At 57.0% G+C, this 13,426-nt stretch carries 13 protein-coding genes; all 13 read left to right on the forward strand.

Features of this window, described 5'->3' with window-relative positions:
- Positions 1 to 33 precede the first annotated feature (33 nt).
- The 13 genes from ACO5Z0_RS04560 (at position 34) to ACO5Z0_RS04620 (ending at position 13,336) form a co-directional block, all read left to right on the forward strand.
- Positions 34 to 735 (forward strand): DUF881 domain-containing protein, encoded by a 702-nt coding sequence (locus ACO5Z0_RS04560; protein WP_442673247.1) that lies wholly within the window; start codon positions 34 to 36, stop codon positions 733 to 735.
- Positions 732 to 1,067 (forward strand): small basic family protein, encoded by a 336-nt coding sequence (locus ACO5Z0_RS04565; RefSeq protein WP_442673246.1) that lies wholly within the window; start codon positions 732 to 734, stop codon positions 1,065 to 1,067. Before ACO5Z0_RS04560 ends, ACO5Z0_RS04565 begins: the two co-directional genes overlap by 4 nt.
- A 147-nt stretch (positions 1,068 to 1,214) precedes the next feature.
- Positions 1,215 to 2,330 carry a cell division protein FtsZ gene (ftsZ, locus tag ACO5Z0_RS04570; protein WP_442676544.1) on the forward strand — a complete coding sequence of 372 codons (1,116 nt, stop codon included), beginning with the start codon at positions 1,215 to 1,217 and terminating at the stop codon, positions 2,328 to 2,330.
- A 356-nt stretch (positions 2,331 to 2,686) separates the two neighbouring features.
- On the forward strand, positions 2,687 to 3,511 hold the full coding sequence (locus tag ACO5Z0_RS04575; RefSeq protein ID WP_485649386.1) for an Rpn family recombination-promoting nuclease/putative transposase: 825 nt from the start codon (positions 2,687 to 2,689) through the stop codon (positions 3,509 to 3,511).
- Between the two features lie 263 nt (positions 3,512 to 3,774).
- Complete coding sequence (locus tag ACO5Z0_RS04580; protein WP_485649387.1) at positions 3,775 to 5,631, forward strand: glucose PTS transporter subunit IIA; 1,857 nt, start codon at positions 3,775 to 3,777, stop codon at positions 5,629 to 5,631.
- Between the two features lie 4 nt (positions 5,632 to 5,635).
- Complete coding sequence (locus ACO5Z0_RS04585; RefSeq protein WP_485649388.1) at positions 5,636 to 7,105, forward strand: sucrose-6-phosphate hydrolase; 1,470 nt, start codon at positions 5,636 to 5,638, stop codon at positions 7,103 to 7,105.
- Positions 7,090 to 8,106 (forward strand): LacI family DNA-binding transcriptional regulator, encoded by a 1,017-nt coding sequence (locus ACO5Z0_RS04590; RefSeq protein ID WP_442673733.1) that lies wholly within the window; start codon positions 7,090 to 7,092, stop codon positions 8,104 to 8,106. The genes ACO5Z0_RS04585 and ACO5Z0_RS04590 overlap by 16 nt, the downstream gene beginning before the upstream one ends.
- 423 nt (positions 8,107 to 8,529) lie before the next feature.
- A complete protein-coding gene (locus ACO5Z0_RS04595) occupies positions 8,530 to 8,943 on the forward strand; it encodes a pyridoxamine 5'-phosphate oxidase family protein (RefSeq protein WP_485649389.1) in 414 nt (137 codons plus the stop codon).
- The gene (locus tag ACO5Z0_RS04600) at positions 8,837 to 9,154 is read left to right on the forward strand and encodes a 4Fe-4S binding protein (protein WP_485649390.1); all 318 of its coding nucleotides are present in this window, start codon (positions 8,837 to 8,839) and stop codon (positions 9,152 to 9,154) included. The genes ACO5Z0_RS04595 and ACO5Z0_RS04600 overlap by 107 nt, the downstream gene beginning before the upstream one ends.
- A gap of 19 nt (positions 9,155 to 9,173) precedes the next feature.
- On the forward strand, positions 9,174 to 10,715 hold the full coding sequence (locus tag ACO5Z0_RS04605) for an ABC transporter permease/substrate-binding protein (RefSeq protein WP_485649391.1): 1,542 nt from the start codon (positions 9,174 to 9,176) through the stop codon (positions 10,713 to 10,715).
- Positions 10,712 to 11,440 (forward strand): ATP-binding cassette domain-containing protein, encoded by a 729-nt coding sequence (locus ACO5Z0_RS04610; RefSeq protein ID WP_485649392.1) that lies wholly within the window; start codon positions 10,712 to 10,714, stop codon positions 11,438 to 11,440. Before ACO5Z0_RS04605 ends, ACO5Z0_RS04610 begins: the two co-directional genes overlap by 4 nt.
- Before the next feature lie 116 nt (positions 11,441 to 11,556).
- Positions 11,557 to 12,438 carry an SIR2 family NAD-dependent protein deacylase gene (locus ACO5Z0_RS04615; protein ID WP_485649393.1) on the forward strand — a complete coding sequence of 294 codons (882 nt, stop codon included), beginning with the start codon at positions 11,557 to 11,559 and terminating at the stop codon, positions 12,436 to 12,438.
- The gene (locus tag ACO5Z0_RS04620) at positions 12,428 to 13,336 is read left to right on the forward strand and encodes a protein-ADP-ribose hydrolase (RefSeq protein WP_485649394.1); all 909 of its coding nucleotides are present in this window, start codon (positions 12,428 to 12,430) and stop codon (positions 13,334 to 13,336) included. Before ACO5Z0_RS04615 ends, ACO5Z0_RS04620 begins: the two co-directional genes overlap by 11 nt.
- Positions 13,337 to 13,426: the final 90 nt, after the last annotated feature.

Consider the following 13,426-nt stretch of genomic DNA (forward strand, 5'->3'; position numbering starts at 1 on the left):
ATCTCATTTCAGCAACATCGCGGGAGGCGTTTTATGATCAATTTTAAGCAGGGGCGGTGGTCTATCGCCGTTGTCTGCATGGTACTCGGCTTCATGCTCGCCGTGCAGTTCCGCGCGACGGAGGACATGCGCCAGTCCGTATCGCAGCAGCGCGTGGAAGAGCTTGCCACGCGCCTTCTGGAGACAGAGAAGGAACGCGACCGCCTGCAGGAAGAGCTAAAGGATACGAAGGATGCGGCGGCGGAGGGACCGAGCAACGACTATCTGCGCATGAAGGGCGGCTTCACGGCGCTCGCAGGCCCCGGCGTCACAGTGACACTCGATGACAGCAAGGCGACATCGAAGGCGGGAGAGAATCCGAACCTCTATCTGATTCATGACGACGACCTTCTGCGCGTCATCAATGAGCTGCGTGCGGCGGGAGCCGAAGCCATAGCCATCAACGGACAGAGGCTCACGGGCACCTCGGAGATTCGCTGCGCAGGGCCGACGCTTTCCGTCAATAACGTGCGCTCGGCGCCGCCTTACAAGATCCGCGCCATCGGCGATCCGCAGAGTTTGGAGAAGTCGATCAAGATGCGCGGCGGCGTCGAGGACACCTTGAAGGTCTGGGGCATACAGATCGACGTGAAGAAGGAAGAAAATATTGAAGTTCCCGCATACAAGGGCGCAGCGTCGTTCAAATATGCAAAAGCAATCGATGCGGTTTCAGATACAAAGGAGGATGCAAAATGATTCTGCCCGTCCTCGGACTTGTCGTCGGCGTTGCCGTCGGTATGCTTTCGCCGATCACCGTGCCTCTTGCTTATGCGAAGCTCTCTTCCGTCGCGCTTCTTGCCTCGCTTGACTCCGTGTTCGGCGGTCTGCGTGCGGCATCGGAAAATCATTTCGACAACGCCGTATTCATCTCGGGTTTCTTTATGAATGCTCTCATGGCGGCGTTCCTCGTCTACATCGGCGACCGTCTCGGCATTGATCTCTACTATGTCGCGCTCTTGGCGTTTGGTCTGCGCGTATTCCAGAATTTGGCGATCTTGCGCCGCCACTTCTTCGAAAAGCATAATTGAAGAGAAAAAAGCAAGCATTTTCATAAGTTTTTTATGGCGCAAGCATTAAAATAATGATAGAATGATAAGGAAACTTTTGAGAATGACTGCCGTGTGTCCTCCGGGGGCCGAAGAGCGGACAATGCTATATTTTTGGGGGTTGCTATCGTGTTTGAATTGGATGATATGGGTTTGGACCAGTTCGCCAAGATCAAGGTCATTGGTGTGGGCGGCGGCGGCAGCAATGCTGTGAACCGCATGATTGCTGCGGGACTTCAGGGCGTGGAGTTCATCGCCGTCAATACGGATGCGCAGGCGCTTCTGCACGCGATGGCGCCGAAGCGTATTCAGATCGGCGAAAAGCTCACGCGCGGTTTAGGCGCGGGTGCGCGTCCCGAGATCGGTGAACAGGCGGCGGAAGAGAGCCGTGACGACATCCTGCAGTCGCTGCAGGGCGCGGACATGGTATTCGTGACCGCCGGCATGGGCGGCGGCACAGGTACGGGGGCGGCTCCCGTCGTCGCCGAGTGTGCGCGTGAGATCGGTGCGCTGACCGTTGGCGTCGTCACGCGCCCCTTCACGTTTGAAGGCCGTCTGCGTCAGAAAAAGGCGGAGGCGGGCATCGCGAAGCTGCAGCAGCACGTCGACACGATCATCACGATCCCGAACGACCGCCTGCTGCAGGTTGTTGACAAGAAGACCTCGATCACGGATGCGTTCAGTTTTGCCGACGATGTCCTGCGCCAGGGCGTCAAGGGCATCTCCGACCTCATCGCCGTGCCGGGGCTCATCAACCTCGACTTCGCCGACGTCAAGTCCATCATGAGCAATGCAGGCTCGGCGCTCATGGGCATCGGCGAAGCGACGGGAGAGAATGCCGCCGTCGCCGCCGCCAAGTGCGCGATCGAATCGCCTCTTCTTGAGACAAGCATCGAGGGAGCGCACGGTGTGCTGCTCAACATCTCAAGCTCGGCGGAGAACCTCAGCATGTACGAGGTCAACGAAGCCTCTTCGACGATTCAAGAAGCTGTCAATGTTGACGCGAACATCATCTTTGGCGCTTCGCTCGACGAAACGCTCGGCGACATCGTGCGCGTGACCGTCATAGCGACGGGATTCGACACCGATACGGTAGGCATCCAGCGTCCCTCTGCGACGACTGTGACAGGACAGGGGGCGCAGCCCGGTGTCAAACCGATCCCGTCGGCGGACGCCCCGATGCCGAAAGCTCCGAGCTTCAGCAACTTCGACATTCCCGTGTGGATGAACAAGAAGCGCGACTGAAAGAAGAAATGAATATCGTAAACAGACACCTTCTCCATTACGGTGAGGGTGTCTGTTTTGCTGTGCAAACTTTCAGGACATAGGTTCAGCCGTCACGCGAAACGGCATGATGCGCTTTCTAGCCCGTTTCCTGCAATGGCATCATCAAAGAAGCACGCTGAACCTATGTCCTCACGCCCTTACAGAAGCCTAGCCAATCGGTCTGCGCCTTCGGCTTGACCTCTTGGGGCTTCAGGCTAATCCATTTTTATCCATTGGGGGGAGCATGCAAAACTGGATAACAGATGCGTTAGACGCTTCTTGTAACAGAAAGGGCTTCATAGTATAATGGAAAAAAGAGAACAGGAGAAATCGCTATGGGATGGGATGAGAAAGAAGAATGGCGGCAGAAGTTCTTGCGGGTGCTGGCAGGGTTTCGGCTGCTTGACGATGACTTCATGACGGCGGCGTTTCAGGACAATTTGGAATGTGTGGACTTGGTGCTGCAAATCATCTTGGACAAGCCGCAGCTCAAGGCAACGAAAGTGACTACGCAAGATACGCTGAAAAACCTGCAAGGGCACAGCGTGCGCTTGGATATCCATGCATTTGCCGACGGGCAGGAATTCAATATTGAGATTCAGCGCAGCGGCAAAGGCGCAGCGGAGCGCCGCGCCAGATACAACAGCAGCCTGATGGATGCCAACGCGCTGTTGGCGGGAGAAGACTATGATAAACTGCCGGAATCGTATGTGATCTTCATCACGGAGACGGATGTACTTGCCAAAGGATTGCCGCTCTATGTCGTTGAAAGAGTGGTCAAAGGAATCAATGAAGATTTTGTCGATGGATCGCATATCATTTACGTCAACAGTTCGATGATGGACGAAGAGACGCCGTTGGGTAAACTTATGCATGACTTCCGTTGTACGCAGGCAGATGATATGTATTATGATGTATTGGCAGAACGGGTAAGATATCTCAAAGAAACAGAGGAAGGAGCGAGAAATATGTGTGAGGCAATGGAAATGCTTACAGATGAAGCCGAGATGCGGGGCATGGAACGTGGCATGGAGCAGGGAAAGACGGCGGTCATCCTTGGGATGCTGAAAGAGAAATTGCCGTTGGAAATGATTGCGAAAGTGTCGGATATCTCCATGGACAAGATTCGTGAGATTGGCAAGATGCATCATTTGCTTTGAAGGTTCGTTTGCTTTGACACAAGGTATAGTCATTCGGAAAACGCCAGGGCGTCACGGGCAGCGCTCATGTGAGCTGGGCGTTCTGAGGAACAGGAAAAATCATATCGGGGAAATAGCCTCCGTGCGGCAGCCGCTGTACGGAGGCTATTTCTTTCCATAAATACTGAGTGAAACTTCCTTCTAATCTATTGACAACAATTCTTGCGCAAGGTAAGATAAAGATGATGTTATGAAACCGATTTCATGGGAAGGAGAAATTGGGAATGGCGGAATTGTTGCTGGAAAGCCCCTTAGAAGGAAATCTCGTTGCACTCAAGGAAGTCAACGATCCTGCTTTTGGCAGCGGCGCGATGGGGCGCGGCGCTGCGGTGAAGAACCCAAAGGGTAAGGTCGTCGCGCCGTTTGACGGCGAAGTGACCGTACTCTTTCCGACGAAGCATGCGATCGGACTTCATTCGGCAGATGGCGTCGATCTGCTCGTTCATGTCGGTCTGGATACAGTGAATCTTGAGGGTAAACACTTCACGGCGCATGTGGAGCAAGGAGTTGAGATCAAGAAGGGCGATCTCTTGATTGCGTTCGATGAAGCGGCGATCCGTGCGGCGGGCTATGATACGACGACGCCGATCGTTGTAACGAACGCGGCGGACTATGGCGCTATCACAGTCTCCTTCGGCGACCAGAAGGTCGTTGCGCCGGGCGAAGGTGAGGCGGCAGAGGAAGCGCAGACTGCAGCGGGCTCGAATCCCGCTTACGCTTCGATGAGCGATGAGGAGCGCGTGGCGCATGAGATCCTCGACCATATCGGCGGTATGGCGAATATTCGCGCGGCGGAGCATTGCGCGACGCGCCTGCGCCTGATCTTGAACGACAAGGAGAAGATCGAGGAAAAGGCGGTCGAGAATATCGACGGCGTCAAGGGGCAGTTCTTCGCAGCGGCGCAGTATCAGATCATTCTCGGCACGGGCTTCGTCAACAAGGTCTATGATGTTCTCGTTGGCATGAATCCGGCGCTTGCAGGCGGCTCCAACAAGGAGGCGGCGTACGAGCAGATGTCGACGGCGCAGAAGATCTCGCGCACGTTTGGCGACGTCTTTGTACCGATCATCCCTGTGCTTGTCGCGACGGGGCTTTTTATGGGCGTGCGCGGTATGCTGCAGAATCTTGGCGTCGAGATGAGCGACAATCTCGTGCGCATGAGCCAGATCTTGACGGATACGGCGTTCGCTTTTCTGCCCGCGCTCGTTTGCTGGTCGACGATGAAGAAGTTTGGCGGCACGCCCGTCATCGGCATCGTCTTGGGGCTTATGCTCGTCGCGCCGCAGCTGCCGAACGCCTACGCGATCGCAAGCGGCGATGCGAAGCCGATTGAGATGGTGTTTCTGGGGCTTTCGATCCCCGTCGTCGGCTACCAAGGCTCGGTGCTGCCGGCGCTCGTGCTCGGCATTCTCGCCGCGAAGGTCGAGGCGTTGCTCAAGAAGTTTATCCCGGACGTCGTGGATCTCATTTTCACGCCGTTCCTCACGCTCGTTTCGTGCATGATCGTCGGGCTTTTGATCGTTGGCCCCATCATGCACACGCTGGAGCTTGCCGTGTTCGGCGCGGTGCGTGCGTTCCTTGATCTGCCGTTCGGCATTGGCGGCTTCGTCGTCGGCGGTCTGCATCAGGTCATCGTTGTCAGCGGCATTCATCATGTGTTCAACGCGCTGGAGATTCAGCTTCTCGCTTCGACGGGACGCGATGCGTTCAATGCGATCATCACGGGCGCGATCATCGCGCAGGGCGGCGCCGCCGTTGCTGTGGCGGCGCGGACAAAGAACAAGAAGAAGCGAGCCCTCTACATTTCGTCGGCGATTCCGGCGTTCCTCGGTATCACGGAGCCTGCGATTTTCGGCATTAACCTGCGGCTGATGAAGCCGTTCCTTTATGCACTCGCGGGCGGTGCCTGCGCGGGTGCTGCGTCGAGTATCATGCACCTTGCAGGCACGAGCATGGGCGTGACGGTGCTGCCGGGCACGCTCCTCTATATGGATCATTTGCCCGAATATTTGCTCGTCAATGCTATCGGCTTCGGCGTCGCTTTTGGTTTGACGTATACGCTCTTTGATCCGAAGGAGTGAGATCATGGCAAAAGAAGCGTTCGAGAAGCTGTTCGATAAGGCTGCGATTGATGCCAAGGTGCGCGAGGGATTCCCTCTGCGCCATCGTTGGCACAATGATTTTCACTTGGAAATGCCGTTCGGTCTTGTCAATGACCCCAATGGGCTTTCTTGGTTTGCGGGCAAGTATCATATCTTCTTCCAGTGGAATCCCTTGGGCGTCGAGCACAGGCATAAGTGCTGGGGGCATGTCGAGACAGAGGACTTTGTGCATTACCGTCTGCCGGCGCTCGCCCTTTGGCCGAGCGATATGCACGACAAGGACGGCTGCTACTCGGGCGGGGGCTTCGTCGAGGACGATGCTCTGCGGCTCGTCTATACATGCAACTGCAGGGACGGTAAAAAGCGCATTCCGGCGCAGCGAATCGCATCGTGGCAGCCGGAAAAGGGAATCGTGCAGAAGGATGCGATCATCATCAAGTATGAGCCGTCGGGCTATACGGCACATTTTCGCGATCCGAACCGCTTCCTCAAGGACGGACGCGAGTTCCTCGTACTCGGTGCGCAGACGGTAGAGGAGAAAGGTCGCGCCGTGCTCTATGAGAAGAAGGCGGGTGCATGGCAGCTTGCGGGCGAGATCAAGACGGATCTGCCGGACTTCGGCTACATGTGGGAATGCCCGACGTTTCTGCCTCTTGCAGAGGGCGATGTGCTGCTCTTTTCGCCGCAGGGGCTTGAAGCCGAGGCGTATCGTTGGCAGAATCTTTACCAGTCGGGCTATATCGCAGGAAAGTTTGACGCCGATTCGTTGGAGTTTCAGCACGGCGCGTTTCATGAGCTTGATCAGGGTTTTGACTTCTATGCGCCGCAGGCGTTCTTGCATGAGGGGCGCGCGATCCTCTTCGGCTGGATGGGGATGCCCGACATGGAGGCGGAGTATCCGACGAGAGAAGAAGGCTGGCTCTTTTCTCTGACAATGCCGCGAGAGCTACGCCTTTTGGACGGCAGGCTCTTTTATGCGCCGTTGGAGGAGATGAAAGCGCTTCGAAAAGGCGCGGCGCGAAAGTTCACCGCCGCTCGAACGGTGGAATTTGGGCAGACGATCGCGCAGAAATCGGAGATCGAGCTGGAGATTCTGCTCGGTGATGCGCAGCAGGTGCATATCGACCTTGCGTATATCGGAGCGGGGGAATATGTGCGCTTTTCCTACCAGCGCCGTACATCGGTCATGACGATTGAGCGTTACGGCATGAAGTGCGGCGGGCGCGGGGTGCGCCGCTTTCGCTTGGCGGTGCGCGATTCGCTCAAGCTGCATATCTATAAGGATAAGACAGCGATTGAAGTATTCTTCCAAGACGGTGCGGAAGCCGCATCGTTCTTCGTATTTCCAACGCAGGATATCGTGCCGAATTTCGTGATTTCGGCAGACAGGAAGTTGGACAAGGTCGAGGGAAGTTTTTGGGAATTGGGGGGCTTTGAATGGAACGAAAGGTGACGATTCAAGATATTGCGGCGCTTGCCGACGTGTCGAAAAGTACGGTTTCGCGCTATTTGAACCAAGGCTATGTGAGTGAGGAGAAAGCAGAGCGCATTCAAAAGGCGATTGCGGCGACGGGCTTTTCATCCAATGCCTTTGCCCGCCGCTTGAAGGCGAAGAAGAGCGGCATGATCGGCGTCGTCCTGCCGCGTGTCGATTCGCCGACGGGCGGCAAGCTGCTTACAGGGATGGCGAAAGCGCTCGACGAGGTCGGCTGCCAAGCGCTTTTCCAAGCCTCTTTTCTTGATGCGTCGCGCGAGCTGGAAAGCATTGAGCATCTTGCACAGCGCGGCTCTGACGGCATCATTGTTGACTCCATCGGCATCACCGATGAGCATCTTGCACTCGTTGCGAAGCTCAAGGAACGCGATATCCCCGTGCTTTTTGTCGGGCAGCAGCATGAAAAAGTCAAGTATATCAAGGTCAATGATTTCGGCGCGGGGCGTCTGCTCGGCGATTATATGCGGCGCATGGGGCATGAGCGCGTCGTATTTGTCGGCGTCACGGAGAAGGATCGCGCCGTCGGCGTCGAGCGCAAGGATGGTTTCATCGAGGTGTTTACGCGCGGCAGTCGCGGCGCGAGTGTGGATTTTGTAGAAACGGGCTTCGGCTTTGCTGCCGCCTACGAGAAGAGGGAGGAGATTCTCTCGTATCGTCCGAGCGCTGTCGTCTGTGCAACGGATGGACTGGCTTTCGGCGTCATGCGGGCATTACACGAAAACGGCGTCGCTGTGCCCGGTGAAGTCTCTGTGGTCGGTTTCGGCGGCTACGATATGGGCGCCGTGACGTATCCGCCGTTGACAACCGTCGCTTTCGACTATGAAGCGCTCGGCCGCCGTGCAGCGAAGATGCTGTTGCAAATGTTGTCGGAAGAACTCGTCGAGTCCGTCAGCGACTTCCCCGCGCATCTCATCGAGCGCGAAAGCGTCGGCAAACTGCTGTGGGCTGCCGAGAGGTAAGCAGGCACATGGTGTCGTTTGACGAATGACGCATTGTGTCGTATCATGCGCATAGAAAGGGCGCTATCGGTAAACTACAAGCACAAACGTCCACTTCGTGGACATTGTGCGCCGCCCTTACAGGAACCCAGTCAATCCGTTTGCGCCCCGCAGACTTGAACTCTTAGGAGTTTCATGTTACACAGTCCCTGTGATGATTTGGTTTATAAAAACCGCCCAATCCTTGTGGGAGCAGGCGGTTTTTCTTATGCCTCCTGAGTGACGATGATGAATGGCGTTACTAAGAGCCGTGCGATGCAAGCATTCTTGATGGTATGTGTGATATCCAGATGGTCAAGGAATATTTATAATGTAATTATTGACATTACAATAAATACTGTGTTACAATAAGCGTGCGAAAAAACGATAATGGGAAGCGATGATATGATGAACGCTCAAGAATATCTGGAAATCCTGCGCAATATCCGTGATTGCGCCTTTGCGACGATCGATCGTACGGGAGCGCCCGCCGTGCGCATCATCGACGTGATGCTGGTGGAAGAGAGGCGGCTTTACTTCTGTACGGCGCGCGGCAAGGATTTCTATGCCGAACTTATGGCGAATCCTGCCGTCGCCGTCACGGGGCTCAACAAGGAATGGCAGACGGTGCGTCTTGCAGGAAGCGCCGAAAGGCTTGCGGACAGCGAGCAGAAGGCGATGATCGACCGCATCTATTCAGGAGAATCCCTCGATGGAGGGCGTCTATCCGGGCGAGGCGCGTTACATCCTCGAAGCCTTCGTCATCGCGGAGGGCAGACTCGAATTCTTCGACCTCGGCAAGAGTCCGATTTATCGTGAGAGCATTTCCTTCGACCGTGCAGAGCGCGAGGAAAAGGGATTTTGCATCACCGAGGACTGCATTGGCTGCGGCACCTGCGCGGCGGTCTGTCCGCAGCGGTGCATCGAAGAGGGCGAGCCGTACAAGATTGCGGCCGCCCACTGCCTGCACTGCGGACTTTGTTTTGAAAGCTGTCCTGTAGAAGCGATCGAAAGGCTGGGCGGCGAGTAGTGATTGAGGAGGAATCCCCATGTTTTCAGAGATGATACGACTTTTCCAGGAGCGCGGCGATTTTTTTCTTCAGCTTACGTTGGAGCATATTGCCATATCACTGGTGGCGATCGTCCTTGCCATCGTGATTGGCGGCGCGATGGGCATTTTGATCGCCGAGGTTGACCGCATCGCGCAGCCGACGCTGCTCGTCGTCAACTTTCTCTACACGATCCCCTCGATCGCGATGTTCGGTTTTCTGCTGCCTTTTTCGGGTATTGGCAATACGACGGCGATCATTGCCTTGACACTCTATGCGCTCTTGCCGATGGTGAAGAATACGCATACGGGCTTGAAGAATGTCGATCCGCTCCTCATCGAGGCGGCGGTCGGCATGGGGTCGACGCGCTTCCAGGTGCTCAGACGCATCGCCCTGCCGCTCGCCATGCCCGTCATTCTTGCAGGCATCCGCAACATGACGACGATGACGATCGCGCTCGCGGGCATCGCATCATTCATCGGTGCGGGCGGCCTCGGCATCGCCATCTATCGCGGCATCACGACGAACAATGCGGCGCTCGCCTTCGACGGCTCGCTCCTCATCGCTTGTCTGGCGCTCCTTGCCGATACCGGTCTATCGCGCGTGGAAAAACGCGCCTTTCGCCGTCGGAGCGGTGTGAAGGGGCGCTCGTGGCGTAAAATTGCGGCGGTTTCGCTCGCACTCATCACGGCGGGCGGCGCATACGCATTCTTTCAGAGCACGAAGACTGCTGTCATCCGCATTGCGACGAAGCCGATGACGGAGCAGTTGATCCTCGGCGAGATGCTCAAACTCGTCATTGAGCAGGACGGGCGGCTCAAGGTCGCCCTGACGCCGGGGGTCGGCGGCGGCACATCGAACATCATGCCGGCGATGGAGCATGGCGACTTTGACCTTTATCCTGAGTATACAGGGACGGGTTGGCTCAAGGTCTTGAAGCGCACGGACATTTACGATGAATCGCGCTTTGATGAGCTTTGTGATGAGTACCGCAAGCGTTATCGGATGGAATGGCTTGGTATGACGGGATTCAACGATACGTTCGGCATTCTCGTGCGTCGGGATCTCGCTGAACGGTATCATCTCAAGACATACTCGGATCTCGCGCGTGTCGCACCGCAGATGAATTTTGGTGCGCAGTATGATTTCTTCGAGCGCGAGGACGGCTTTCCGGCGATGTGCCGCGCCTATGGCATGAATTTCGCATCGACGATTGATTTGGATATTGGGCTTAAGTATCAGGCGCTTGATGAAGGAAAGCTCGATAGTTTGATCGTCTTCACGACGGACGGGCGGCTGTCCAAGGCGAACGGCGTTGTGCTTGACGATGATAAGAATTTTTTCACTTCGTATGAATGCGGCATGGTCGTTCGCGAAGAAGCTCTCGCTGCGCATCCGGAGCTTCGCGATCTGCTCAAAAATTTTGATGGGCTGATTTCGGAAGCGGAGATGGCGCAGATGAATGATGCAGTCGAGTCGGGCGGCGAGGAGCCGCGTGCGGTTGCACGCCGCTTCTTAGAAGAAAAGGGGGTGCTCCGATGAGCGCGGTCATTACATTTCGAGATGTGTGTAAATCCTACGCGGGTGCAGAGGCTGTGCGCGGCTTGAATCTTTCGATAGAAGTCGGGGAGTTCATCACGGTGCTCGGCGCATCGGGCGGCGGCAAGACGACGTTTCTCAAGATGATCAACGGACTCGTCGAGCCGACTTCGGGCGAGATCACGGTGCTCGGTGAAAGTCTCAAGACGGCGGATCTCGTGCAGCTGCGCCGCAAGATCGGCTATGCGATTCAGGGCAGCGTGCTCTTCCCGCATCTGACGGTCGAGGAAAACATCGCCTATGTGCCGAACCTCTGGAACAAGAGCGACAAGGCGCGCACGCGCGAGGCCGTGGCGAAGTGGATGGCGATCGTCGGCCTTTCCGCAGAGCTTGGCGGACGTTACCCCGCCGAGCTTTCGGGCGGGCAGCAGCAGCGCGTCGGCATCGCGCGCGCCTTGGCGGCATCGCCCGAGCTTCTGCTGATGGACGAGCCGTTCGGCGCGGTCGACGCTCTGCTGCGCCGCCAGCTGCAGGACGAGATCCACGCCATCCATGCACGCGGCGGTCTCACGATCGTCTTTGTCACGCACGATGTCGAAGAAGCACTGCGCCTCGGCACGCGCGTCCTCATTTTGAAGGATGGCTGCATTGAGCAGTTCGCCGCGCCCGAGGAGATCGAGGCGCATCCTGCGACGGATTTCGTGCGGCAGCTTGTGGAAAAAGTGTAGGGCGGTATAGGCAGGAAGCGCTGCCTGTGGTACGGCGGCGCTTTTGCGCCATGAGAATCTTATGACATCGCAATGCGGCGAAAATGGTATCAGAACATCGAAATGGGGGAAAGTAAATGGCATCGAATCCTCCGATGGTTCAGCAGATCGAGCGCCTGCGGCAGGCGCTTTTTGAGGCGGAGGCGGTCGTCGTCGGTGCGGGCGCAGGGCTTTCGACGGCTGCCGGCTATCTGTACGACGGCGCACGCTTTCAAAAGCATTTTGCCGACTTTATCGAGCGGTATCATTTCCGCAATATGTACGAGGGCGGCTTCTATCCGTTCCCGACGCTTGAAGAGAAGTGGGCGTATTGGAGCCGCTATATCTGGATCAACCGCTACGAGGAGCGGCAGAATGCGCTCTATCAGCGTCTCCTTTCGTTGCTTTGCGGCAAGGACTTTTTCGTCATCACGACGAATGTCGATCACTTTTTTCAAGACAACGGCTTTTCGAAGGGACGGCTCTTTTATACGCAGGGCGATTACGGCCTTTGGCAGTGCTCCGTGCCCTGTCACGATGCGACGTATGACAACTATGATACGGTGCGCCGCATGGTTGCTGAGCAGAAGGCGATGCGCGTGCCGCGAGAGCTTGTGCCGCATTGCCCTCGCTGCGGTGAGTCGATGGGGATGAATCTGCGTGCTGACGGCACCTTTGTCGAGGATGCGGGCTGGCATGAGGCGGCGAAACGGTATCAAGAATTTTTGCGTGCGCATCAGACGGGGCGCGTGCTCTATTGGGAATTCGGCGTCGGTGCGAATACGCCGGGCATCATCAAGTATCCGTTCTGGGCGCTGACGAAGGAGAATCCCGCAGCTGTCTATTGCGTGATGAATCGGGGGGAAGCCGTCGCGCCGCAGGAGATCGCTGCGCAGAGCATCCTCGTCGACGACGATATTGACACATCCTTGAAGGCACTGCAGAAGGCGATGGAAAGGAGTGCAGGGCATGGCGATTGAAGTGCAGGAAAGCGCAGAAGGCCGCAGAGAGAAGGTCGCGTTTCTCATCGAGCATCTTCTGACGGAGATGCCTGCCTATCGCGAGGAAGCCGCGCGTATTCCTCGTGAGGAGCAGGCGCAGCGCGACTTCCTGCGTGCCTTGATGAACGTGCGTCCGCCGATCCCCTTGCAGGCGGATTTCTTGCGCGTGCAGGACGCTCTGCTCACCGAAGAGCGCGCGGCGCGAGGCGTCGTCGACGGCGCGGCTCTGCCGACGGTGGCGGAGGAGCGGCGCACGGCTATGGCATGCGGCGCGGCGAGCGGTGCGGGTATGGACACTGCGGATGAAAACTTCGTGCTCTGGCAGGGCGACATCACGCGCCTTGCCGTCGATGCCATCGTCAATGCGGCGAACTCCGCCCTGCTCGGCTGCTTCGTGCCGCTGCACCGCTGCATCGACAATGCGATCCACTCGGCTGCGGGACTCGCCCTTCGCGCCGCCTGCGATGGAATCATGCAGGAACAAGGGCATCTGGAGCCTGCCGGGCGCGCGAAGATCACGCCGGGATTCAATCTGCCCGCTCGCCATGTGCTCCATACGGTCGGCCCGATCATCGCGCCCGTGGGAAGTCATGTCCATGAGCCGGGAGTATTCGCGGGCATCACGCACGAGGCGCAGCAATGTCTCGCCTCGTGCTACCGCGCGTGCCTTGACCTCGCGGCGGGGCATGGGCTGACCTCCGTCGCCTTCTGCTGCATATCGACGGGCGAGTTTCACTACCCACCGCAGGAAGCTGCTGAGACAGCCGTCGCGACCTGCCGCGCGTGGCTTCATGCGAATGACGCGCCGATGCGCATCGTGTTCAATGTGTTCAAGGACGAGGATTTGGCGATTTATCGCAGGATATTTCAGCTTTGATGTTTGATGCTTTTTTGAGACATTCTGCGCGATGGTCAAATTGCACGCACGAACGACCGTGGTCTGTGCAGAAATATTGGGCATAAGACG

The sequence above is a fragment of the Selenomonas sp. genome, from assembly GCF_057272215.1.

Bases quoted from the DNA above. Each gene is read 5' to 3' on its own strand.
- ACO5Z0_RS04560 (WP_442673247.1), top strand. From the start codon at position 34: ATGATCAATTTTAAGCAGGGGCGGTGGTCTATCGCCGTTGTCTGCATG.
- ACO5Z0_RS04565 (WP_442673246.1), top strand. From the start codon at position 732: ATGATTCTGCCCGTCCTCGGACTTGTCGTCGGCGTTGCCGTCGGTATG.
- ACO5Z0_RS04575 (WP_485649386.1), top strand. From the start codon at position 2,687: ATGGGATGGGATGAGAAAGAAGAATGGCGGCAGAAGTTCTTGCGGGTG.
- ACO5Z0_RS04580 (WP_485649387.1), top strand. From the start codon at position 3,775: ATGGCGGAATTGTTGCTGGAAAGCCCCTTAGAAGGAAATCTCGTTGCA.
- ACO5Z0_RS04585 (WP_485649388.1), top strand. From the start codon at position 5,636: ATGGCAAAAGAAGCGTTCGAGAAGCTGTTCGATAAGGCTGCGATTGAT.
- ACO5Z0_RS04590 (WP_442673733.1), top strand. From the start codon at position 7,090: ATGGAACGAAAGGTGACGATTCAAGATATTGCGGCGCTTGCCGACGTG.
- ACO5Z0_RS04595 (WP_485649389.1), top strand. From the start codon at position 8,530: ATGATGAACGCTCAAGAATATCTGGAAATCCTGCGCAATATCCGTGAT.
- ACO5Z0_RS04600 (WP_485649390.1), top strand. From the start codon at position 8,837: ATGGAGGGCGTCTATCCGGGCGAGGCGCGTTACATCCTCGAAGCCTTC.
- ACO5Z0_RS04605 (WP_485649391.1), top strand. From the start codon at position 9,174: ATGTTTTCAGAGATGATACGACTTTTCCAGGAGCGCGGCGATTTTTTT.
- ACO5Z0_RS04610 (WP_485649392.1), top strand. From the start codon at position 10,712: ATGAGCGCGGTCATTACATTTCGAGATGTGTGTAAATCCTACGCGGGT.
- ACO5Z0_RS04615 (WP_485649393.1), top strand. From the start codon at position 11,557: ATGGCATCGAATCCTCCGATGGTTCAGCAGATCGAGCGCCTGCGGCAG.
- ACO5Z0_RS04620 (WP_485649394.1), top strand. From the start codon at position 12,428: ATGGCGATTGAAGTGCAGGAAAGCGCAGAAGGCCGCAGAGAGAAGGTC.